Here is a 21,589-nt window from a genome sequence, read left to right on the forward strand (position 1 = left end):
GAAATCCTAGAGACCGCGCACGCGGTTCGGGCGCGTCAGCTGCACAAACGACGCGGCCAAACCGCGTGCTGAGCGCCTATCGTGCGGTCATGCAGATCGACGACGTGGACCGGGCGATCCTGGCCATCCTCCAGCGCAACAGCAGGACCATCGCCGAGGACATCGGCGCCGAGGTCGGCCTGTCCGCGGCGGCCGTGCAGCGCCGGATCAAGCGGCTGCGCGAGAACGGCACGATCAACCGCGAGGTCGCGGTGCTGGACCCGCGCGCGCTCGGCCAGGAGATGACCTTCGTCGTGCTGGTCGAGCTGGAGCGCGAGCGCGCCCACCTGCTCGAAGAGCTGCGGCGGCGCTTCCTGGAGGACGAGCACGTGCAGCAGTGCTACTGCGTCACCGGCCAGATCGACTTCGTGCTGGTGATCAGCGCGCGGGACATGGCCGAGTTCGACGCGGTGACGCGCCGCGTGCTCTTCGACAACCCCACCGTACGGCGCTTCACCACCAACGTCGTGCTGGACCGGGTGAAGGTCGGCCTCACCGTGCCGACCGGCTGAGCCGCTCCAACGGCCCGGCGATCCGCTCCGCGAGGGCGGCATCGACAAGCTCCACCTCGATCAGCAGCGCGTCGGTGGCGACACCGAAAGCCCGCCACAGCTCGGAAATCTCCAGCGACCGCACGAGCGCGCCGGTCACGACCTCGGTCACGGTGCCGGGCAGGCGGTCCATGCCCCGCCCCTGGCTCGCGGGCAGCCCGTGGCGCAGGCACGCCAGCGCCAGCGCGTGGTCGCGCACGCCGCTGATCATGTACTCCGCCTGCCACACTCGGCCGCGCTGGATGCTCGACCGGGCGTGCAGCGCATACAGCCAGCCCATGCCCACCAGCGACACCGGATCGGCGGGCGCGGACTGCGGTTGTTCACGTGCCTCACCGAAAACGAGCCGGAACGTGGGTGCGAGCGCGCCGAACTCCTCCGCAGGGGCGAACGCGATGTCCACCTGCAAAGTGTTGTCCAGCAAGAAAACCCGGTAGATCGTCGAGCGGAACCGCACATCGGTGTGGTGCACCGCGCCGTGCTCGCGATACATCAGCTCGCTCCAGTCGGCGAGCACTTCACGCTGGTCACCGGAAACCCCGAACGCGAGGTCTACGTCGGACCACTGGTCCTCCGCCCCCACCGACGCCGAGCCGGTCAGTGCCGCGCCGATGATCCGCGCGTCCGCCCGAGCGGCCTCGATCAGGCTGTCCCGCAAGCGGTCTCGTTCCTCGACAGTGAACATGACAACCACCCTAGGAGAGCAGCCGCTCCATCTCCGCGACGGGCAGCGAGGGGTTGGCCGCCGCCGCACGAGCGGCCCGGGCATCGGAGCCGCCCAGAAAGTCCACAATGGACTCAACGGGCAGGTTGCGCTGCGCCGCCAAAGCACGCCGCACCTTCAGCTTCGCGCCCTTGAGCAACGGCACCACGAGGTCCGCGGGCAGGTCCGGCCGATACGCCAGGAGCGCCCGGACCTGTGGCGCCGACGACGCGGCGAGCACGCGCAGCTCAGCCGAAGTCGCCCGCGCGATTCTGGGCAGCAGCACCGGCCCGACGCGCACGTTCGGCACGAGGCGTTCAAGTGCTCCCAACTCGATGCCCGGATTGTGCACGAGGCGTTGCAGCAGCCAGCGGTCCTCGCTCAACGCCAGCCGAGCCACCAGAGCACGGCCACGTTCGGTGTCGGCGAGCGCCGGGTTGGCCGCGACGTCCCACTGCGCGCCGGGCAAGGGGTCCTCAGCGAGCCGCTCATAGGCGTCCACGGGCAGATCGGTCCGGCGCGCGAGCGCCCACCGGACGTGGACGCCGGTGTGCCCCAGCCACGGCAGCAGCACCTCGACAGGCGCGCGCGGATTCTCCGCGAGCGCGATGTGCGTAGCTTCGTCGCTGTCCTCCGCCAGGACCGCGAGCACGGAAGCGGGCAGGTGGTGGTTGCGCGCCAAGGCCTTGCGGACCTCCGGGCGCTCGTCCCGCATCAGTTCGTCCACCAGCGCGCCGGACAGCGGCTGACACGTGGCGGCCGAGGTGAGCACGTCGATGTCCGGATCGCGGGCCAGCACCTCGACGGCGGCAGCGCCGATGGCGGGCCAGCACGCCAGTCGCACACGGACCAGCGGATCGGGATCGACGAGCATTGCCGCAGGATCTTCGGCAGACGCTCTACCAGCGAGAACGCGCTCCTGATCAGCCGTGAGGTCGGTGCGGCGGGCAAGCTCCGCGCTCAGCTCCTCGTCGGCGTCGGCCACGAAGCGCGCCAGCAGCGCGCGCGGGAGCGCGGGGTTGGCCGCGAGCCCGGCCAGCACCTCGGAGTGCACCAGTCGCATGGGGGAAGCCTTCCCGTCGCAGTCACTCTGCGCAATCGATTTGCCCGAGCCGCTAAATCGATTACAGCATCGATCAAGGCATCGATACAGGAGCGTCCACAATGGACGAATCGAGCGACTGCCCCTGTCCCGCAAGCGATCTCGCGCGCACTGCGGCACACGGCTGCCCCGTGCGGTCACTGAGACCGACGATGGCGCGGCGGCGTTCTGGCGCTTACCGTGAGCACATGTCACAACACGCCACGGCGGCCTCCATCGACTACTTCCTCCAAGTGGAGCGCGCCGTACTGGACCACGCGATCCTGGTGGAGCGACTCGACCTCGGGGCCGACCACCGCGCGGACGCCGTCCGGATGGACCTCGCGGGAAGCTCCGTCGCCGCCTGCTGGACCGCGCGCGCCGGGTGGTCGGTCGCGGTCCGCTCGTCCTTCGACGTGGACGCGGAACCCACCGGCCACCAGTACCTGAGCGCCTCGCCCGCACAGCCTTCACCCGCCCCGGTCGTGGTGGCGAAGTTCATCGCGGACAACTACCGGGCACACCCTCTTGGCAAGTAGGGATTCCCCTGCGAAGTCAAGTTGTTTCCCAACGAGTGGTACATCGAAACGATGACGACTCTGGTGGCGATCACCACTGTGTAGGGACACTCACAGCCCACGCCGGCGACGGCGGGGAAGGAGGAACAACCATGGGAAGCACAACCGCACGAAGGCAGAGCGTCGTGCCGTTCCCGCGCAGCGCGGAGGCCCCGGCCGACACGCACAACACCGCGGTCTGGGCGCGCTGGTCCTGGCTCGGCGACGAGCCCAGGGAGACCGAACCGCACATCGTGCGCGGATCGGACTGACCCCGATCGCACTGATCGGGAGCCAGCTGGTTGCCTCCGCCCGAACCGGGTAGCCGAAGTGGAGATCGTTCTCCACAGCAGCAGCCGGAGGTGACCGTCGTGAACGAGGTGTCCGCTCGGCGCCAGGAACCTCGCCTCGCAGGCGAAGAGCCAGACCTGATGCGGCAGTACCTCAACCAGATCGCCGCTACACCACTGCTCACCGCCGAGCAGGAGGTGTGGTTGGCCCGGAGGATCGAAGCCGGCGTCTACGCGAGACACCTGCTCGACGAGGGCGCGCACCGGGGCCGCGCGCCCGAGCTGGAGCTGGTCGCGAGGGACGGGGCAGAGGCAAAGGCGCACATGATCCGCGCGAACCTGCGGCTCGTGGTCGCCACCGCGAAGAAGTACGCACGACGCGGCGTACCCGTGCTGGACGTGGTTCAGGAAGGCAACCTCGGCCTGATCCGCGCGGTGGAGAAGTTCGACTACACCAAGGGTTTCAAGTTCTCCACCTACGGCACGTGGTGGATCCGCCAGGCCATCGACAGGGGCTTGGCCGAGCAGGGCCGCACGATCCGGCTCCCCGTGCACGTGATCGAAACGCTGTCGAAGCTGGCGAAGGTCGAGCGCGCCCTCCAGTCGAGCCTGGACCGCGAACCCACCGCCCAGGAGGTCGCGATCGCGGCCGAGGTGCCCGTGCACAAGGTGATCGAGCTGCGGCGCGTCGGCCGTGAGTCGCTGAGCCTGGACAGCCTGGTGGGCACCGACGGCGAAACCCGGGTGGGTGATCTCATCCAGGACACCGAGGTGCTCTCCGCGCCGGACGTGCTGGAGTACCGCGCGCTGGCCAACGAGCTGCGCGCCGTCATCGACCAGCTACCGCCGCGCGAGGCGCTGATCATCACGCTGCGGTACGGCCTCAACGACGGCCACCAGCGCACGCTCCAGGAGATCGCCGAGCGCCTGGGGCTGACCAGGGAACGCATCCGCCAGCTGGAGAAGGAAGCGATGCGGCGGCTGCGCGATCCCCAGCGGCATCACACGCTGCTGGACTGGGCGAGCTGATCCGTGGAGTAGTGGCGCAGGAACAGCTCCTCCAGCGTCGGCGGCTGACTCGTCAACGCCCGCACACCCGCTCCGGACAACAAGCCGAGCACCACGCCGAGCGCGGCCGTGTCGACCTGACAACGAAGCCGATCACCTTCGACGACGAGCCCGTGCACACCCTCCACAGTGGACAGATCCACCGGCCGGTCCAGCTCGGCGGTCACCGAGGTCCGGGTCAGGTGCCGCAGCTCGGCGAGCGTGCCGGACTCGACCGTTCGACCGTCCCTGACGATGCTCACGCGGTCGCACAACGCCTCGACCTCGGCGAGCACGTGACTGGAGAGGAGCACGGTCCGCCCGGCTCGGCGCTCCTCCGCGACGCACTCGCGGAAGACCTCCTCCATCAACGGGTCCAGCCCGGAGGTGGGCTCGTCGAGGAGGAGCAGTTCCACGTCCGAGGCCAGCGCCGCGACGAGGGCGACCTTCTGCCGGTTGCCCTTCGAGTAGGCGCGCCCGGCCTTGCGCGGGTCCAGGGCGAAGCGGTCGAGCAGGTCGTCGCGGCGCCGCGGATCGAGCTTGCCGCGCAGCCGCCCGAGCAGGTCGATCACCTCGCCGCCGGTCAGGTTCGGCCACAGCGTCACATCGCCCGGCACGTACGCCAGCCGCCGGTGCAGCTCGGTGGAGTCGCGCCAGGGATCGCCGCCGAGCAGAGCGACCTCGCCCGCGTCCTTGCGCAGCAGCCCCAGCAGCACGCGGATCGTCGTCGACTTGCCCGCGCCGTTCGGGCCGAGGAAGCCGTGCACCTCGCCGGTCCGCACCTCCAGGTCGAGCCCGTCCAGCGCACGCGTCTTGCCGAAGCTCTTGACCAGCCCGGACACCGAGATCGCCGTTGCCATGGCGCTCAACCTACATGGTCTTCACAATTTAGTGAACATAGTGACATGGGTAAACTCCTCACCTCACCCGTTGACCCTGGAGGCGAGATGACCGCCGTGCCCGACGAGGGACTGGCCTCGTTCATCGAGCGCTCTGCGGCGATGCTCTCCGACGTGGGCTGGCCGAGGATGCCCGCGCGCGTGTTCATCGCGCTGCTGGTCAGCGACTCCGGGAAGCTCACGGCGGCGGAGCTGGCCGAGACGTTGCAGGTGTCCCCCGCCGCGATCTCCGGCGCGGTGCGCTACCTCAGCGACACGCAGATCGCCGTGCGCGACCGCGAGCCCGGCACCCGCCGCGACCACTACCAGGCGTCGGGCCCGATGTGGCAGCAGACGATGCTCAGCCGCCAGCAGCTGATGAAGCGCTGGGCGGACGCGCTGGCCGAGGGCATCGAGGTGCTCGGCGAGGACACTCCGGCGGGCACGCGCATGGCGGAGACGCTGGCGTTCTTCCGGTTCATGGAGGCCGAGATGCCCTCGCTGCTCGCGAAGTGGCGAGAGCGCCGGCCCGAAAAGAGCGATTAGCGCGAGAGGGGAATCGAACGCTATAGTCGACTCCGCATGCGCAAAATGGAATCAGGAGTGAATATCTCTCCCGATTGTAAAGTAAGAGGGGGCCGGTTGTCAACCGTATCGAATGCGCCGGAAACGAGCGACAGCACCGTGCTCGCGGAGGAGCAGGACTACGTCACACGGCTCTACGACCGCTTCGACATCCTGCGTGAGCAGGCACAACAGTTCCTCTCCTCGGCACTGCGGCAGATCCCTGACTCCGAGCAGGCGCACACGGAGAGAAATGCCGCGACCAGGATGCACACCGAACAACTGGCGCAGTACGCCGCCGCTGAGACGGGCCTGTGCTTCGGCAAGCTGGAATTCACCGACGACACCGACCGCTATATCGGGCTGATCGGCATTCTCGACGAGGACAACGACTACGAGCCGCTGCTGGTGGACTGGCGGGCGCCCGCCGCGCGGCCGTTCTACGTGGCGACCGGCGCGACCACCGAGGGCGTTCGCCTGCGCAGGCACCTGCGCATCCGCAAGCGCACGGTGATCGGCGTCGACGACGAGCTGCTGGACCTGTCCGGGGTGGAGGACGCCGACGCGGTCACCGGCGAGACGGCGTTGCTGGCCGCGCTCAACGCCAAGCGCACGGGCCGGATGACCGACATCGTCCGCACCATCCAGGCCGAGCAGGACAACATCATCCGCTCCCCGCTGCACGGCGTGCTGGTCGTGCAGGGCGGGCCGGGCACCGGCAAGACGGCCGTCGCGCTGCACCGCGCCGCGTACCTGCTGTACACCCACCGCGAGCAGCTGGCCAAGCGCGGCGTGCTCGTGGTCGGCCCGAACACGGAGTTCCTCAACTACATCTCCCAGGTGCTGCCCTCGCTGGGCGAGACCGGGGTGCTGATGGCCACGGTCGGCGACCTCTTCCCCGATGTGCGGCCGAAGCTGACCGAGCCCGACGAGGCCGCCGCGATCAAGGGCCGCCCCGACATGGTCGAGGTGCTGGCCAAGGCGGTCGCCGACCGGCAGCGCGTGCCCGACGCGCCCATGGAGATCGTCTTCGAGCGCGAGACGCTGCTGCTCCAGCCGGAGGCGGTGGAGCGGGCCAAGGCGGCGGCGCTGCGGCTGGGCACGCTGCACAACCGCGCGGAGCCGACCTTCAGCGCCGCGATCGTGCGGGAACTGACCCGGATCGTCGCGGACAACCTGGGCGCCGACCTGCTGGAGGCGGGCGATCTGGCCGACATCGCCAGGGAGCTGCGCGAGGAGCGCGACGTCATCGAGGCGCTGGACTGGCTGTGGCCGGTGCTCTCGCCGCAGCGGCTGCTCAAGGAGCTGTACGCCTCGCCTGACCTGCTGGAGTCGGCCCTGCCGCACCTGTCCGCAGATGAGCGCGCGCTGTTGCACCGGCCGGAGCATTACGGCTGGACGCCCGCCGACGTGCCGCTGCTGGACGAGGCGATGGAGCTGCTCGGCGAGGACGACCGGGCGGCCAAGGCGCTGGCGGCGAAGAAGCGCCAGGAGCGACTGGAGTTCGCCGAGGGCGTCGTCGACATCATGCGCATCGACGAGGAGGTCGCCGACGACGACGTGCTCATGGCGATGAACATGATCACCGCCGACCACCTGGCCGAGCGGCACGAGCGCTCCAGCACCCTGACCACCGCTGAGCGCGCCGCGCAGGACCGCACCTGGACCTTCGGGCACGTGATCGTGGACGAGGCCCAGGAGCTGTCGGCGATGGCGTGGCGGCTGCTGATGCGGCGCGCGCCGTCGCGGTCGATGACCCTCGTGGGTGACGTCGCCCAGACCGGCGACCTCGCGGGCGCGGAGTCCTGGGAGCAGGTCCTCGCCCCGCACATGGCCGACCGCTGGCGGATGGAGGAGCTGACGGTCAACTACCGCACTCCGGCCGAGATCATGAGCGTGGCGAGCGCGGTCCTGCGCGAACTCGGCACGTCGATCACCGAGACGAAGTCCGTGCGCAGCACCGGTGTCGCGCCGTGGAGCCTCGCCGTGCCCGCCGAGGACCTGCCCGCGCGCCTCGCGGAACTGGCGGGCAAGGAGCTGGCCGAGGTCGGCGAGGGCACGCTCGGCGTGCTCGTCCCGGCGTCGCTGCGCGAGGTGCTTCGCCCGTCCGAGCGAGTCAGCGTGCTCACCGTGCGCGAGGCCAAGGGCCTGGAGTTCGACGGCGTGATCGTGGTCGAGCCCGCGATGATCCGCGAAGAGTCCGTGAAGGGCGTCAACGACCTGTACGTCGCGTTGACCCGCGCGACGCAGCGCCTCGGCGTCGTGCACTCCGCGCCGCTGCCCGAGTCGTTGGCGGAAGCACTGGCCTGACCCGGCGTGGGTGGGCTCGGTTCCTCCAGGCCGAGCCCGCCCAGCCGGTAAACTGCGCTGACCTCCAACCCTGAGGACGGCGGTGCAAGAGACAGAAGACGGGTACCTCGACGACGTCGCCTGGGACCTGCTGCCCGCCTACCGCCGTCGCACCGCGCTCTCGCGCACGAACATGAGCACGGTCTACCTCGCCGAGGACCTGACCCACCACAACCGCTTGGTCGCGCTGAAGGTCCAGGAGTCCTCGCCCGGGCTGAGCGAGCGCTTCGAGCGGGAGTCCCGCATCGCGCTGACCATCGAGCACCCCAACGTGGTCCCGGTGTACGCGGCGGGCGAGGTCGGGCGCTCGCGCTACCTGGCGATGCACTACGTCCAGGGCCACAACCTGCGCCAGGTGCTGAACGAGCGCAACGGTGTGCTCGGCTTCCAGGAGACGCTGCGCATCGTCGGCCAGGTCGCCGCCGCGCTCGACAGCACGCACGCGCTCGGCCTGGTGCACCGCGACGTGAAGCCCGCGAACATCATGATCGAGGACGGCACCGGGCACGTGTACCTGTGCGACTTCGGCATCGCGAAGGACATCTCCACGACCGGGCTCACGGCGACCGGGGTGTTCGTCGGCACTCCGGACTACTCGTCACCGGAACAGGTTCGCGGCGGCATGATCGACCGCCGCACGGACGTGTACTCGCTCGCGGTGGTGGTGCAGCACTGCCTCACCGGCTCGCCGTCAACCCGGCTCAGCACCGCTCCGGCGGTCCACCGCGTCCTGGCGAAGGCGCTCGCACCCGATCCCGCCGACCGCTTCGGCTCCTGCGCGGAGTTCGTCCACGCGCTCGCCACCGCGAAGTCGCGCCGCACGCTGAAGCTGAGCCTCACCGCGCTCGGCGTGGTCGCAGTGCTCGCGACGACAACAATCCTGTTGAGCGGCAACAACATTCCGCTCGCTCTGGACCGCGTTCCCGAGGCGCTGCGTGGAGACTGCTCAGCTGCGACCCCGGCGACGATCACGTGTCGCACGCGGGAGGGCCAGGAGACCTCGACGGAGCTGCTCGCCGACCAAGCCGGGGTCGACGAGGCCTACGGGCGCGCGGTGCGCTCGGCGGGCGTGGCCAAGAACGGTGACTGCGCGAGCGCGAACGGCGGCGAGCACCGCTACCCCTTGACGGGTCCCGCCAAGGGCCGCGTTCTCTGCTACGCCAGGGACGGCGTCGCCCATGTCGTCTGGACCGACATCGCCGCGCGCACCTTGACTCGCGCCGAAGCTCCGCAGGACGCGCCGCTGCGCCAAGCGTGGACATCGTGGACCGGTGGCACGGCAGCGTTCCCGACCGAGGACGAGCGCGCCACGATCTCGGTCAGCTCAGGCGCGAACTGCGTGCGAGCCGACCTCGACGCGTTCCCCACGGCTCTTGCCGGTGTCACCTGCACTCCGCTCGGCATCGGCGCGCAGCAGGTCAGCTACTACCGCTTCGCGTCGCTGCCGCCGCTGCGCGACCAGTTCACCGGCATGGTCGCCGAAGCCAAGGCCCCCGTCGGCGTCTCGTGCGCGAACGCTCCGGGATTCCTTGGCACACAACGACATGACTGGCTCGGCACGGACATCGGCCAGCTGATGTGCCGCACCGGTGCCGACGGCGCGCTCAGCATCTCGTGGACGATGGAGCCGCTGTCGATCATCGGTGTGGTCACCGGCTCCGATCCGCGCGCCGTGCACGGCTGGTGGTCGCAGTGGCACCTCTCGCCGCTGAACCGCATCGTCGAGGCGACCAACGCCCAGGCCGACCCGCCCTTCCCCACCGCCGACGAGCGCAAGCTGCTCGACCACATCCCGCCCGTGTCGCGCAACCACTGCGTGCGCGCCGCGCCCAGCCTGAAGTGGCGGGACGTCGGCGCGCTCCCCGCCGTCGGCGTCGCGTGCGGGCGCACCAGCGGCGCGGAACTCGTTGCGTACTACCAGTTCTCCGACGTCACGACCATGCGTACCGTGCACGGTCCCGTCGGCGGGCAGGACAACGACTGCCGGAACCTCCCCGAGGGTTTCAACGGCGGCAGCGACTACTCGCGCGGCGGCGGCACGGGAAACCTGCGCTGCTACACCTACAAGGAGACCGGTGAGCGCGGCATGGCGTGGACCGACGAGCGTTTCGCCATCCGCGTCGTCGCTCACCGGGGCACCTCACCGCTCGCCATGATCGACTGGTGGACCCACGACGCGGGCCCCGTCTGAGGCTGCTCCTGCCTCACGCTGTCTTCGCCCGGCACCGCTGCTGTCTGACGCGCCCCTACCGTCCGCTCCTCTGACGCGACCCCGCCGTCCGCTCCTCTGGCACGACCCCGCCGTCCGCGCAGCCACCGGGCTAGCCCGACCCGCCCTGCCTCAACTTCATCTGGTTCGCCCATCCACCCCTGACGCCGCCCCACCTCAACCTCTTCAGCGCGGACTGACGTAACCAATGCGGCATTGGTTACGTCTCGCGTAACCAATGCCACATTGGTTCGACAACACGCCCACTGCGCGGACGGCTCAGCCGCTGACGCTGCCGCCGATGGAGGAGCCGCCGGTCATCTTCGTGTTGCCCGTGCCACCGCCTCCGCCGCCGGTGCGGCTGACCTCCTTGCCGTCGTAGAGCACGAAGACATCGAGCTTGGCGCTGCGCCCGGCGGTGTAGGTGATCTTCAGTTCCCAGGAGTGCGGGAGCCCGTCGGCGGGCACGGTGAGCGACTTGCGCCAGGGCAGCGGGATGTCGCCCTCTTCCTGGACCTGGCCGTCGAGGGTGTACTTGACCTTGTTCAGCATCATGTCGCCGCTGCCGGTCGCGTTGAGCACCAGCGTGTGCGGCTGGCGGTCCGGCACCTGCTGGGTGGTGGTGACGGCGGCCGCGGTGGTCGTGACGACCGGCGGCGCCTGCGGGGCGGGAGGCGGCGGCGACGCGCACGCCACGACGCTGAGCAGCAGCAACGACAGAGCGGGCAAACGCATGGTCACAAGGTGTCCCTGGGTTCGTAGGATCTCGGGGTGAACGTCGCACGCATCGAGGGGCCGGGTGGGCTGCCCCGGACGAAGCCGTGGACCACGCCCGGCGCGCTCATCGTCAGGACGGTCGCGGGCGCGGCGGCGGCGGCTCCGGTGGAGGGCGCCCGCGTGCGCTTCGGCCGAGGACGCCCCCAGGACAGGGACAAGCCCGCCGACGTCACGATCGGCGAGGACGACACCAAGGTCAGCAGGCAGCACGGCCTGCTCGTGCACCGCCAAGGATGGTGGCACCTCGGCAACACCGGCAAGCTCCCCATCGGGGTGGGCGAGTACACGCTGCGCGACGACGGCGAGACGGTGCCGCTGCGGCCGGGCGTGACCTCGGCGCTGATCACCACGCCCGCAGGCCGCCACCACGTGGTGGAGCTGTACGTGAACGCGGGCGACGGCACGCTGCCGAGGCCGCTGTTCGGCCAGCACACCACGCCGGGGCACACGTGGGAGCTGTCGGAGAAGGAACGGCTCGTGCTGACCGTGCTCGGCCAGGAGTACCTGCGCGACAACCCGCGCGCCCAGCCGTTGGCCAGGGGCCAGGCCGCCACCCAGCTGGCCGAGCTGTTCCCCGCCGACGACTGGAACGTGCGCAAGATGGACCGGGTGGTGGAGGCCGTGCGCCTGCGCCTGTCGGAGAAGGGCGTGTTCGGGCTGGTCGAGACCGATCTGCCGCAGCCGATCGGCAACCTGCTCAGCCACCACCTGCTCACCGAGCTGATCGTTCGCACCCCCAGCCTCACCAGGTCGAGCCTGTCGGTGTTGGAGGATGACCGCTAGACCCGGGACCCCTCCCGGACCGGCATCTCGGCCAGCAGCCGCGCGAACCCGTCCTCCACGACGACGGGCACACCGTAGTCCCGCGCCTTGCGGGCCTTGGTGGACAACGAGTCCGGGTCGGCGGCGACGAGCACTCGGGTCCACTTGCAGATGTTCGGCGGGGACACCACCAGCCTGCGGGCGCGCGCCTCGTCCTGCCACAGCTCGCGCGGCTTGACGGTCTCGCCGGTGAAGGTGATCCGGTCGCCCGGGCAGAGCGCGAAGGTCCCCCACACCGCTCGGACGGCTGGCCGGTCCGCCAGTTCGGCGGGCAGGCCCAGCAGGTCCGCGACGGCCGCGCGGTCCGCTGGGCTGGGCGGCGCGAACTCGGCGAGGTACTTGCGGTGCAGCACTTCGGCCGTCGCACGGTCGATCCCGCGCTGTGCGGCGGCTTCCACCAGCTCGTCCTGCTCGCTCGCGCTGAGCACGCGGTCGATCAGCGTCCTGTCGAGCACCTCGAGGTAACCGTCCACTGTAGACAATGGCCCTGCCGAGTGCGGGATGCGCTCGACGAAGAGCCCGGTGTCCGACACTCCCCTGCGCACGGTCTCCCCTTGCGGACCGGCCGGACTCACCGGCCAAGGGCGGTTCAGCGCGTCCTCCACCAGCTCCCTCCACGGCTCCCTCCCCTCCGCCATGCCGAGGTAGGTCACCATCAGCCCGGCCGCCGCGTAGGCGTCGTCGAGCGCGGAGTGCGCGCGCTGCAAGGGAATCCCGGCCACCGCGCAGCAGGCCGCGAGCGAGCGCGAGGAGGTCGTCAGGTAGCTCCTGGACAGCTCCATCGTGCACAGGCCGAGGTCCGAGCGGACCGGGACCGCCATGCCCGCCCTCGCGAACTCCGCGGCGATGAAGCGCGCGTCGAAGGCCAGGTTGTGCGCCACGATCACCCGTCCCGCCAGCACTCCGGCCAGCTCCGCGGCGATCTCCGGGAACGTCGGCGCCCGGCGCACGTCAGCCGCGAGGATGCCGTGGATGTGTTGCGGCCCCAGGTCGCGACCGGGGTTCACCAGCGTGCACCAGTCCCCCACCACCGCGCCGTCCCGGTCGAGCAGCACCACGCCGATCTCCACGACCCGGTCGTGCCACCCCGAGGACAACCCCGTGGTCTCCACGTCCAGCACCGCGTACCCGCCCGCCACCCCGCCGTGACCGCCCACGCCCCCCACTCCCGCTTTAGCCCTGAACGACCCGTTTGGTGCGCTCAACGCACTGAACGGGTCGTTCAGTGCGTTGAAGTACCCGAACGGCCCGTTCAGTGCGTTCAAGTACCTGAAGGACCCGTTCAGCGCGTTCGCCGTGGTGATCCACTATGAATACCGGGCGCTGCTCCGACCGCCGCACTCCGGGTGGCGCAGCGGGGGTTGCGACGGACGGCCCGAGTTGGCGGATCTGGCCCAGGAGAGCGTTTTCGCAGGTACCGTCCGCATGTGCGCCTCCCCTGGACCCGTGCGCCTCGCGCCGCGCTCGCCAGCGCCTCCACCGTGCTGGTGGCTGCGCTCGCCGGACTCGTGCTCTCGTTCGTGGTGACGGCGGCGATCAGCCACACCGTCGCGAGCGGCTCGGCGGCGGTCGCCTACCAGACCGGGCGGGGCTGCCCGGCGATCGTCACGCCCACCGTCGACGGCACCCGGTTGCGCCCCGCCGAGGTCGAGCAGGCGGTGCGCACCGGCTCGGAAGCCGCTGCCCGCAACGGTTTCGGCAGTGCACTGGCGGGTCGCTACGCGGCGGTGGGGCGGACGGACTTCAACGGCAGGACGCCGTTGCTGCGACTCGGTCACCGCGAGGGCGCCGCCGACCACGTCAAGGTCATCGCCGGGGGCGAGCGCTCCGGACTGTGGCTGCCGAGGAGCGTCGCGGAGGCGGGTTCGGTGAAGCTCGGCGACCGCGGGCAAGGCGGACTGCTGCCCCCGGTGACGACGATCTTCGAGGACATCACGACGCCGAGCGGGGACTGGTGGTGCGGCGAGGAGCGCTACGTCGTCGCCAATCCGCTCGCGGCCGAGGGGTCGACGGCCCCGCTGGGCTTGCTGCCCGACCGCGCGGAGTTCGACCGGATCATGGCCAGGCTCTCCACCAGCTACACGCTCACGCTGCGCTTCCCGCACCAGCTGCCGACAACGCTGACCGAAGCGCACGAGCTGTCGGCGCGCTCGACCGCGCTGCTGGAGGACCTCACCGCGCTGGGTGGCAAGTTCACCAAGACCGATCTGCTGCGCCGAGGCATCGAGCTGGCCGAGCAGGCGAGGACCAGCGTGCTGCTCGCGGTGCTCCCGCTGACGGCCGTCACCGTGCTCGTCGGCTTGGTCGCGGTCGGCGCGGTCGCCCTCCAGTGGTGTCAGCGCCGCCGCGCCGAAGTGCGCCTGCTGTGGGTGCGCGGCGTCTCCCCCGCCGCCTTGGGCGGCAAGGCAGTGCTGGAGCTGGTCGTGCCGTTCGTGCTCGGCGGAGCGGCCGGGGTCGGGCTCGGCAGGCTCGCGCTGCCGCTGTTCGCGCCGAGCACCGCGTTGGAGCCCGGCACGTTCGGCCTCGTCGCGACGGTCGTCACGGCGGTGCTCGCGGTCGCGCTGCTGGTGGTCGGCGCGACGACGGCCGTCCACGTGCGCCACACCTTCCAGTCCAAGCCGCGAGAACGCCGCGTGCTGCGCTGGATTCCTTGGGAGCTGGGCACGTCCGCGCTCGCGGTGTGGTCGTGGACGCGACTGCTCGACGGCGCGCTGACCGTGCAGCGAGGCGAGGTGCTGCCGCGCATCGACCCGATCGCGCTGGCCTTCCCGCTGCTCGTGGTGCTGACGGCGGCCGGGCTGATCTCGCGGGTGCTCGGCGCGTCCCTCGGCGCTTCGCACCGGCTCGACGTGTGGTCCTGGCCGGCCGTGCAGCTCGCGGTGCGGCGGCTCGCGATCTCCAGGACGACCGCGACCGGAGTGCTCACCGTCGCCGCGCTGGCCGTCGGCACGGTCGCGGTCGGCTACGGCGTCGCGAGCGCGCAGCAGAACGCCCTCGACGACAAGTCCGGCATGATCGTCGGCGCGAACACCGCCGTGCAGCTGCCGCTCGGGGTCGCGGAGGGCAAGATCACCTTGCCCGCCGAGCTGAGCGCAACGACCACGCTCGTCGGTGACGCGCCCGGCCTGGTCAACGGCGACCAGGTGAAGATCCTCGTGGTCGACCGCGCGAGCTTCGACCGCGTCGCGTGGTCGTTGTCCTCGATCGACACCGGTGCGGCCCTCGCCGCGCTCGGCCCGCGCGACGCCTCCGGCACAGCACCCGCGATCCGCGTCGGCAAGACACCCGACGGTCAGTGGGAGCCGATCAACGGCGTGAAGCTGCGCACCGTCACGTCCGTGCCGCAGTTCCCGGGGTTCGGCGTCGACCGGGGCTACGTGATCGCGCGCGAGGCCCTGCCGAACGCCTACGACGCGACAGCATGGCGGTTGTGGAGCACGTCCACCGACATCAACCAGCTCACCGGGCAGCTCACGGCGGGCGGGGTCAGCTACTTCAACCCGCAGAGCCGCTCCAAGGCGATCGACGCGCTGCCGTTCTACGTCGTCAGCTGGACGTTCTCCTTCATCACCGCGCTCGGAGCCGTCCTCGCGGTGCTCGCGGCCTGCTCGCTGCTGCTCTCCGTCGAGGTGCGGCGACGGCAGAACGCCTTGTTCAGCGCGTTGGCGACGCGCATGGGGCTGCGGCGGCGAACCCTGGTGTCCAGCCATCTCGTGGAGCTGGGCGTGATCGCGGCGCTGGCCACGGTCGTGGGCACGGCGGCGGGAGTGGTCAGCGCGGCCCTGTCTGCGGCGCGGCTGGACCCCGCTCCCCGGCTGGCGCCCTTCCCCGCCGTCCCGAACCCGACGTCGTTCGTGCTGCTGACCACGCTCGCCGCCCTGGTGGTCGTGGGGCTGGCGGGCGCGGTCGCGGTGCGGGCGGCCCGAACCGCACGAGCCGGGGAGCTGCTGCGTGGCTGAGACAGTTCTGGAACTGAGCGGGGTCCGCGTGGACTACCCGACCGCGTCCGGCCCGGTGACCGCCGTGGCCGATGTCGACCTCGCGGTGCCCAAGCGCGGGCTGACCGTGCTCGCCGGGCCGTCCGGGTCGGGCAAGTCCACGTTGCTGCGGCTGCTCGGCCTGGTGGAGCAGCCGACCGAGGGCACGGTGTTCTTCGGCGGCGAGCCCGTGACCGGCCTGGCCCACCGCAGGCTGCGCCGGCTGCGCCGCGACCGCGTCGTGATGATCTTCCAGAACCCGCCGGACAACCTGTTCGACTACCTGACGGTCGGCGAGAACCTGCGCGCAGCCGCCCAGCTGGCCGGGCGCACCTCGGCACCGCCGGAGCTGCTGGAGCGCTTGGGTCTGCCGGGCACCGAGGACTGGCGGACCAGCGCGCTCTCCGGCGGCCAGCAACAGCGGCTGGCGTTCGCGTGCGCGCTGGCGGCCGGCGCGGAGGTGGTGCTCGCCGACGAGCCGACCTCGCAGCTGGACGCGCGCTCGGCGACGCTGGTGCTGGAAACCCTTGCCGAGCTGGCAACTTGGGACGTGACCGTGGTGGCCGCCTCGCACGACGACCGCCTGATCGAGCTGGGCGAGCCGGTAGTGCGCCTGCGCGACGGAAGGGTCCAACGATGAGCCCGATTCTCAGTGCGCAGGCGGTCCGTCGGTCCTTCGGCCAGGTCGAGGTGCTGACCGGCGTGGACTTGGAGGTCTGCGCCGGCGAGTTCGTGACGCTGGCCGGTCCCTCCGGCTCCGGCAAGAGCGCGCTGTTCGCCGTGCTGAGCGGCTTCGACAGCGCGGACTCCGGCGAGGTGCTGCTGCTCGGCGAACGGATGTCCGCCCACCCGGCGTGGCAGGACTGCGCCGTGCTGCCGCAGGTGATGGGCCTGGCCGACGAGCTGACCGTCGCGGAGAACGTCGCGCTGCCGCTGCGCCTGCGCGGCGAGGAGCCGACCGCGCGCGTCCAGGAGCTGCTCGACGAGCTCGGCATCGGCGCGCTGGGCGATCGCTACCCGACAGAACTGTCCTTCGGGCAGCGGCAGCGCGCCGCGCTCGCCCGAGCCCTCGCGCCGCGCCCGCGCCTGTTGCTGGCCGACGAGCCGACCGCGCACCTCGACCACGCGACCGTGCCCGTGGTGCTCGGCCTGCTCAAGCGCGCGGCCGACGAGGGCACCGCGGTGCTGGTGGCCACCCACGACAACGAGGTCCACGAAGCGGCGCACCGCCGGCTGCGCCTGGTCGAGGGGCGCGTCCGGGCCGCGTGAGAACGCGGGCACATCCGTCCACAGTGGACGCTCCGACCGCCCCGGCCGTCCCCACTGCGAGGGACTCCGCGACGATCACTGTGCGTGAGCACCGCCCGAATGCGATCCGCACATTGCCCCGCGCCCGGAAAGCCTTTCCGCGCAGCCTCACTCGAACAGCTCCGGCGACGTCGGGAAAATCGAGCACCCCCCTCTCCGCGCCGCGCCGTTCCCTTTCGTCAAGCAACGTGAACAGGGCTCACGCTCGCACTTCGACCGGGGCCGGTTCCCCACTGTGACCGGGATAACGGCCTTATCCGAAAGGGGGCGCGAACCACGGAAAAGGAATCGAAACGTTTCCCGACGTGATTGCCCGGAACGGGGGACACACACGGCGTGGCGAAGCGGTCACGGCCCGCCAACGCGCATTCGTGACGAAGATCGCATCGACATCAAGGACATGCGATCGCCGGAACTCTGCGTTAGCCTTCCCAGGTTCCGGTTAGACCAATAGGGGGACCCCATGGATCAGGCAGCCGCCACACCGATCTACGACGAGCTGGTCGACGAGATCTTCAAGGGCATCACCGAGTCGGTCGCCACCGACACCGCCGAGGAGACCGCCACCGAGGCCGAGGCCGAGGCGTCCGGGCACCGCCACCGCGAAGCGTCCTGACCCGGCCCTCTCCGCCCGCTCCTTCCGAGGCGGCCTGAGAAGTACTCGAAACGCCCAGTCTCCGCGCCGCACGCCTCGATAGACTCGACGCGATGCGCGCCCGAGACCGCTTCCGCCCGCTGCGGCTGGTCCTGTTCACGCTCGCGGTGCCGATCATCGGGGTGAGCGTGCTGCTGGCCGACGGCCGCGCCCCCACCGCCCCCGGTCCACCCGCCGAGGCCCCGCACGCCGTGGTGGCCCTCGGCGACAGCTCGATGTCCGGCGAGGGCGTCGGCGACTACGAGCTGGGCACCAACGGCGAGAACGGCAACTGGTGCCACCGCTCCAGCCGGGCGCTGGTCCACCACACCGCGATGACCAGGGCGATCACCACCGTCAACCTCGCCTGTTCCGGCGCGGTCGCGCGCGATGTCGGCCTGACCGAGGCCACCCACAACACCGAGCGCTCGCAGGCGCGGCGGCTCGCCGAGCTGGCACGGCTGTTCCGGGTCACCACCGTGGTCGTGCAGATGGGCGCCAACGACGACCCCGGTTTCGCCCGCACCGTGACCGACTGCGCCGGGGCGTGGCTGCTCGGGCGCACGGCCGGGTGCGCGGCGAACCTCACCGAGGAGTGGCCCAAGCGGGTCGAGCGCATGGTGCCCAAGGTCAGCGCCGCGCTCGCCGACATCCGCGCCGTGATGCGCGGGGCAGGCTACCGGGACTCCGCTTACTCGCTGGTCGTGCAGTCCTACGCCGCGCCCGTTGGCCCTGACGTGCAGACGAACCTCCAGAGCCTGGCGGGCTGCCCGTTCCGCCTCGAAGACCTGAAGTGGGTGCGCACCAAGGCCGTCCACCAGCTCTCCGACGGCCTGCGCCGAGCCGCCGACAGCGCGGGTGCGCGCTTCCTCGACCTCGCCGGAGCGGGCATCGGCCACGAGGCGTGCACGTCGGCGGTGGAGGGCCGCTCGGAGTGGTTCACCCGGTTGACGGTGAACTGGGGCGATCTGCGGCACGACGACCGCGCGCGGCACGCGATGCAGGAGTCCTTCCACCCCAACGGCGACGGCCACCAGCAGATCGGCAGGTGCCTGGGCCGCTTCCTCAGGACGCCGGAGCGCTTCGGCGCGTGCGTGCCCACCGCCGCAGGGGACCTCGACCTCCTCATCGGCGAAGCCGCCCTCAACCGCACCCCCGGCTGAGCCCCACCCAGCAACGGCGAGGCCCCTGCGTTTGCCTCAGGGGAGGGCTCGCGCACGGGTTCTTGCGGGCCGCGGGCGCCACTACGGTCATGATCATGGAGCCCCTGGTGAGCGTCGTGGTGCCGACGAAGGACCGCCCGGATTCACTTGCCGCAGCCCTGGAAAGCGTTGCGGCACAGACACTCTGCGATCCGGGCTCGGCGCACCGGGTCGAGGTCGTGGTGGTCAACGACGGCGGGGCGAGCGTCAAGGACGTCGTCGAGAACGCCGGGCTCGACGACGTCACGCTGATCGAGTCACCCCTCTCGCAAGGGCACGCTAGCGCGCGCAACACCGGCATCGAGGCCGCCAACGGCCGCTACCTGGCCTTCCTGGACGACTACGATCTCCACCTGCCGGACCACTTGGAGTCCGCGGTCGCAGCGCTGCGGCACAGCGATCTCGTCCACGCGCACTGCCTCACCAGCGAGCGCCGCCTCGAACCGGGCGAGGAACCCTTGCACGCCAAGGCTTTCTTCGACGTGGAGTTCGATCCGAGCCTGCTCCTCGTCGCCAACTACATCCCGACTTCGACGATCGTGTGCCGCAACGACCGCGCGGCGCGCTTCGACCCGTCGATCCCGGTGCTCGTGGACTGGGAGCTGTTGCTGCGCTTGGTGCACGGCCACGGTTGGCGGGCCGCGACGACCGGGCGGCACACCGTGGTCTACCACCGCGTGGCCGACCAGCGCAGCGACACCGTCGACTCGACGCAGATCGTCGCCGGGCACGACCGCTACCGCCACGGCTACCCGGCGCTGACGCAGCGGTGGCCGGTGCCGAAGGGCTCGCCGATCGAGGTGCTGCGCGCGCACCTGATGGACTTCAACGACGTGTGCCACGAGCGCTTGGTACGCGGTGAGGGCTTGCCACATCTCCTGTACGAGAAGGCTTTCCAGGTGCTGCGCGCCGCCCACGCGGGCCAGGTCGCCCTCGCCGAGGTCCCCGCCCTGCTCCGAGACCAGTTGAGCTAGACCGCCGGGGGGCGCGCCTCGTACGGGGTGGAGAGGACCACGGTGGTCTTCGTGGACACGTTGGCCGACTCGCGGATGCGGCGCAGCAGGTCCTCCAGCGCGGTGGCGCGGGCGACGCGCACGAGCAGGATGTAGGAGTAGTCCCCGGCGACGGAGTAGCAGGCCTCGATCTCGCGGAGGTGCTCCAGCCGCTGCGGGTAGTCATCCGGCGCCGAGGGGTCGATCGGTGTGACGGAGATGAACGCCGTCAGCGGCAGCCCGACCTGCTCGTAGTCCAGCTGCCCCTGGTAGCCGCGCAGCACCCCGCGCTGCTCCAGCCGCCGCACGCGCTGGTGCACGGCGGAGACGCTCAGGCCCACGCGCTCGGCGAGGTCGGTGAAACTGCACCGCCCGTCCTCGCTGAGCTCGCGCAGGATCGCCCGGTCGATGGCCTCCAACGAGGTGTTCACAGCACCACCAGTTCATGCGGCTGGTTGTTCAGCGACCGGTGGCCTTCCTCGGTGACCACCACGATGTCCTCGATCCGCGCGCCCCACCGGCCCGGCAGGTAGATCCCCGGCTCCACGCTGAAGGCCATGCCCGGCTCCAGCGGGATCTCGTTGCCCGCCACCACGTACGGCTCCTCGTGCACGTCGAGCCCGATGCCGTGGCCGGTGCGGTGCACGAAGTACTCGCCGAAGCCCGCGGCGGCGATCGGGGAGCGGGCCGCCGCGTCGATGGACTCGGCGGTGGCACCGGGGTGCACCGCGCGGACGGCGGCGTCCTGGGCGATCCGCAGGATCTCGTAGGCGTCGGCGACGCCCGCGCCCGAGGGCCGGCCGATCGAGTACGTCCTCGTGCAGTCGGAGTTGTAGCCGCTCGGCATCGGCCCACCGATGTCGATCACCACGACGTCGCCCCGCTCGATGACCCGGTCGGAGACCTCGTGGTGCGGGCTGGCGCCGTTGGGGCCGGAGCCGACGATCACGAACTCGGCGGTGAGGTGCCCCTCCTCGACGATCGCGGCCGCGATGTCCGCGCGCACCTCCGCCTCGGTGCGCCCCGCGCGCAGCCACTCGCCCATCCGCGCGTGCACGCGGTCGATCGCCGCGCCCGCTTCCGCCAGCGCCTCGATCTCCGCCGCGTCCTTGCGCATCCGCAGTTCCCGCACGATCGGCCCGGCCAGGTCCTGGCGCGCGTCGCCGAGCGCGTCGCGCAGCTGCAACGCGTGCAGTGCGGGCATCATGTCCGACACCGCGAACACCGCCGCCCCGGAGAGGTGGTCGGCCGCCATCCGGAACGGGTCCTCGCCGTCCACCCACGTGCGCTGCTGGACGCCGAGCTCGGCCAGCGGCAGGTGCGCGTACCCCGGAGCCTCCAGCGCGGGCAGCAGCAGCACCGGCACGCCGTCGGCTGGCAGCAGCAGGCAGCTCAGCCGCTCGTGCGAGCCGCCGCCGACGCCGAGCAGGTACCGCAGATCCGATCCGGGAGCGATCACCAGGGCGTCCGCCCCGGCCTTCCCGGTGGCCTCCGCGGCACGGCCCAGACGGGCGCGAAGCGCTGGGACGTCGAGCGTCCCGGTGTTCGTGGACATGCGTACCAGACTAGTCGAAGTCAACCAAAGTTGACGTGCCCGTCAAGTCAACCT

The 21,589-nt window shown here is 70.9% G+C and carries 21 protein-coding genes; 14 read left to right on the forward strand and 7 right to left on the reverse strand.

Going from position 1 to position 21,589, the window contains the following annotated elements; all coding sequences use genetic code 11:
- The first annotated feature begins 89 nt into the window (after positions 1-89).
- The gene (locus ABD798_RS34540; protein WP_344884869.1) at positions 90-551 is read left to right on the forward strand and encodes an Lrp/AsnC family transcriptional regulator; all 462 of its coding nucleotides are present in this window, start codon (positions 90-92) and stop codon (positions 549-551) included.
- Here the strand turns inward: ABD798_RS34540 and ABD798_RS34545 are convergent.
- The gene (locus ABD798_RS34545; protein ID WP_344884872.1) at positions 532-1,275 is read right to left on the reverse strand and encodes a nucleotidyltransferase domain-containing protein; all 744 of its coding nucleotides are present in this window, start codon (positions 1,273-1,275) and stop codon (positions 532-534) included. The genes ABD798_RS34540 and ABD798_RS34545 overlap by 20 nt on opposite strands.
- Before the next feature lie 10 nt (positions 1,276-1,285).
- Positions 1,286-2,356 (reverse strand): hypothetical protein, encoded by a 1,071-nt coding sequence (locus ABD798_RS34550; RefSeq protein WP_344884874.1) that lies wholly within the window; start codon positions 2,354-2,356, stop codon positions 1,286-1,288.
- A 227-nt stretch (positions 2,357-2,583) separates the two neighbouring features.
- Between ABD798_RS34550 and ABD798_RS34555 the strand changes: the two genes are divergently transcribed.
- From ABD798_RS34555 to ABD798_RS34565, 3 genes are all read left to right on the forward strand, one after another.
- Entirely contained in the window at positions 2,584-2,913 is a 330-nt protein-coding gene (locus ABD798_RS34555) for a hypothetical protein (RefSeq protein ID WP_344884877.1), read from the forward strand.
- A gap of 131 nt (positions 2,914-3,044) precedes the next feature.
- Complete coding sequence (locus tag ABD798_RS34560) at positions 3,045-3,203, forward strand: hypothetical protein (RefSeq protein ID WP_344884880.1); 159 nt, start codon at positions 3,045-3,047, stop codon at positions 3,201-3,203.
- 99 nt (positions 3,204-3,302) lie between these two features.
- On the forward strand, positions 3,303-4,250 hold the full coding sequence (locus tag ABD798_RS34565) for a sigma-70 family RNA polymerase sigma factor (RefSeq protein ID WP_344884884.1): 948 nt from the start codon (positions 3,303-3,305) through the stop codon (positions 4,248-4,250).
- Here the strand turns inward: ABD798_RS34565 and ABD798_RS34570 are convergent.
- Complete coding sequence (locus ABD798_RS34570; RefSeq protein ID WP_344884887.1) at positions 4,223-5,128, reverse strand: ABC transporter ATP-binding protein; 906 nt, start codon at positions 5,126-5,128, stop codon at positions 4,223-4,225. The genes ABD798_RS34565 and ABD798_RS34570 overlap by 28 nt on opposite strands.
- Positions 5,129-5,215: 87 nt before the next feature.
- On the opposite strand from ABD798_RS34570, the gene ABD798_RS34575 reads away from it, so the two are divergent.
- The 3 genes from ABD798_RS34575 to ABD798_RS34585 all read left to right on the forward strand — a co-directional run bounded on the left by ABD798_RS34575 (position 5,216) and on the right by ABD798_RS34585 (position 10,250).
- Positions 5,216-5,692 (forward strand): GbsR/MarR family transcriptional regulator, encoded by a 477-nt coding sequence (locus tag ABD798_RS34575; protein WP_344884890.1) that lies wholly within the window; start codon positions 5,216-5,218, stop codon positions 5,690-5,692.
- A gap of 45 nt (positions 5,693-5,737) precedes the next feature.
- Complete coding sequence (locus ABD798_RS34580) at positions 5,738-8,020, forward strand: HelD family protein (protein ID WP_425549325.1); 2,283 nt, start codon at positions 5,738-5,740, stop codon at positions 8,018-8,020.
- Between the two features lie 82 nt (positions 8,021-8,102).
- Positions 8,103-10,250, forward strand: a complete 2,148-nt coding sequence (locus ABD798_RS34585; protein WP_344884894.1) for a serine/threonine protein kinase — start codon at positions 8,103-8,105, stop codon at positions 10,248-10,250.
- Positions 10,251-10,547: 297 nt separating this feature from the next.
- On the opposite strand, the gene ABD798_RS34590 is transcribed toward ABD798_RS34585, so the two are convergent.
- Positions 10,548-11,003: a hypothetical protein gene (locus ABD798_RS34590; protein WP_344884897.1), complete on the reverse strand. Its 456-nt coding sequence runs from the start codon at positions 11,001-11,003 to the stop codon at positions 10,548-10,550.
- Positions 11,004-11,039: 36 nt separating this feature from the next.
- Between ABD798_RS34590 and ABD798_RS34595 the strand changes: the two genes are divergently transcribed.
- On the forward strand, positions 11,040-11,828 hold the full coding sequence (locus ABD798_RS34595; RefSeq protein ID WP_344884900.1) for an FHA domain-containing protein: 789 nt from the start codon (positions 11,040-11,042) through the stop codon (positions 11,826-11,828).
- Here the strand turns inward: ABD798_RS34595 and ABD798_RS34600 are convergent.
- Complete coding sequence (locus ABD798_RS34600; protein ID WP_344884903.1) at positions 11,825-13,024, reverse strand: exonuclease domain-containing protein; 1,200 nt, start codon at positions 13,022-13,024, stop codon at positions 11,825-11,827. The genes ABD798_RS34595 and ABD798_RS34600 overlap by 4 nt on opposite strands.
- A gap of 270 nt (positions 13,025-13,294) precedes the next feature.
- Here ABD798_RS34600 and ABD798_RS34605 point away from each other — a divergent pair, with 270 nt between their 5' ends.
- From ABD798_RS34605 to ABD798_RS34630, 6 genes are all read left to right on the forward strand, one after another.
- Positions 13,295-15,826 carry an FtsX-like permease family protein gene (locus tag ABD798_RS34605; RefSeq protein ID WP_344884906.1) on the forward strand — a complete coding sequence of 844 codons (2,532 nt, stop codon included), beginning with the start codon at positions 13,295-13,297 and terminating at the stop codon, positions 15,824-15,826.
- Entirely contained in the window at positions 15,819-16,484 is a 666-nt protein-coding gene (locus ABD798_RS34610) for an ABC transporter ATP-binding protein (protein ID WP_344884909.1), read from the forward strand. The genes ABD798_RS34605 and ABD798_RS34610 overlap by 8 nt, the downstream gene beginning before the upstream one ends.
- Positions 16,481-17,113: an ABC transporter ATP-binding protein gene (locus tag ABD798_RS34615; RefSeq protein ID WP_344884912.1), complete on the forward strand. Its 633-nt coding sequence runs from the start codon at positions 16,481-16,483 to the stop codon at positions 17,111-17,113. Before ABD798_RS34610 ends, ABD798_RS34615 begins: the two co-directional genes overlap by 4 nt.
- Before the next feature lie 502 nt (positions 17,114-17,615).
- Entirely contained in the window at positions 17,616-17,768 is a 153-nt protein-coding gene (locus ABD798_RS34620) for a hypothetical protein (RefSeq protein WP_344884915.1), read from the forward strand.
- A 92-nt stretch (positions 17,769-17,860) separates the two neighbouring features.
- On the forward strand, positions 17,861-18,949 hold the full coding sequence (locus tag ABD798_RS34625; RefSeq protein WP_344884919.1) for a GDSL-type esterase/lipase family protein: 1,089 nt from the start codon (positions 17,861-17,863) through the stop codon (positions 18,947-18,949).
- Between the two features lie 95 nt (positions 18,950-19,044).
- The gene (locus ABD798_RS34630; protein ID WP_344884922.1) at positions 19,045-19,962 is read left to right on the forward strand and encodes a glycosyltransferase family 2 protein; all 918 of its coding nucleotides are present in this window, start codon (positions 19,045-19,047) and stop codon (positions 19,960-19,962) included.
- On the opposite strand, the gene ABD798_RS34635 is transcribed toward ABD798_RS34630, so the two are convergent.
- A complete protein-coding gene (locus tag ABD798_RS34635) occupies positions 19,959-20,411 on the reverse strand; it encodes an Lrp/AsnC family transcriptional regulator (protein WP_344884925.1) in 453 nt (150 codons plus the stop codon). The two genes, ABD798_RS34630 and ABD798_RS34635, sit on opposite strands and share 4 nt — an antisense overlap.
- Positions 20,408-21,544 carry a M24 family metallopeptidase gene (locus ABD798_RS34640; RefSeq protein ID WP_425549326.1) on the reverse strand — a complete coding sequence of 379 codons (1,137 nt, stop codon included), beginning with the start codon at positions 21,542-21,544 and terminating at the stop codon, positions 20,408-20,410. The genes ABD798_RS34635 and ABD798_RS34640 overlap by 4 nt, the downstream gene beginning before the upstream one ends.
- Positions 21,545-21,589 lie beyond the last annotated feature (45 nt).

The sequence above is a fragment of the Allokutzneria multivorans genome, from assembly GCF_039537405.1.
Taxonomy (GTDB): Bacteria; Actinomycetota; Actinomycetes; order Mycobacteriales; family Pseudonocardiaceae; genus Allokutzneria; species Allokutzneria multivorans.

Bases quoted from the DNA above. Each gene is read 5' to 3' on its own strand.
- ABD798_RS34570 (WP_344884887.1), bottom strand. From the start codon at position 5,128: ATGGCAACGGCGATCTCGGTGTCCGGGCTGGTCAAGAGCTTCGGCAAG.
- ABD798_RS34575 (WP_344884890.1), top strand. From the start codon at position 5,216: ATGACCGCCGTGCCCGACGAGGGACTGGCCTCGTTCATCGAGCGCTCT.
- ABD798_RS34540 (WP_344884869.1), top strand. From the start codon at position 90: ATGCAGATCGACGACGTGGACCGGGCGATCCTGGCCATCCTCCAGCGC.
- ABD798_RS34550 (WP_344884874.1), bottom strand. From the start codon at position 2,356: ATGCGACTGGTGCACTCCGAGGTGCTGGCCGGGCTCGCGGCCAACCCC.
- ABD798_RS34555 (WP_344884877.1), top strand. From the start codon at position 2,584: ATGTCACAACACGCCACGGCGGCCTCCATCGACTACTTCCTCCAAGTG.
- ABD798_RS34620 (WP_344884915.1), top strand. From the start codon at position 17,616: ATGGATCAGGCAGCCGCCACACCGATCTACGACGAGCTGGTCGACGAG.
- ABD798_RS34590 (WP_344884897.1), bottom strand. From the start codon at position 11,003: ATGCGTTTGCCCGCTCTGTCGTTGCTGCTGCTCAGCGTCGTGGCGTGC.
- ABD798_RS34625 (WP_344884919.1), top strand. From the start codon at position 17,861: ATGCGCGCCCGAGACCGCTTCCGCCCGCTGCGGCTGGTCCTGTTCACG.
- ABD798_RS34580 (WP_425549325.1), top strand. From the start codon at position 5,738: ATGGAATCAGGAGTGAATATCTCTCCCGATTGTAAAGTAAGAGGGGGC.
- ABD798_RS34615 (WP_344884912.1), top strand. From the start codon at position 16,481: ATGAGCCCGATTCTCAGTGCGCAGGCGGTCCGTCGGTCCTTCGGCCAG.
- ABD798_RS34560 (WP_344884880.1), top strand. From the start codon at position 3,045: ATGGGAAGCACAACCGCACGAAGGCAGAGCGTCGTGCCGTTCCCGCGC.
- ABD798_RS34630 (WP_344884922.1), top strand. From the start codon at position 19,045: ATGGAGCCCCTGGTGAGCGTCGTGGTGCCGACGAAGGACCGCCCGGAT.
- ABD798_RS34545 (WP_344884872.1), bottom strand. From the start codon at position 1,275: ATGTTCACTGTCGAGGAACGAGACCGCTTGCGGGACAGCCTGATCGAG.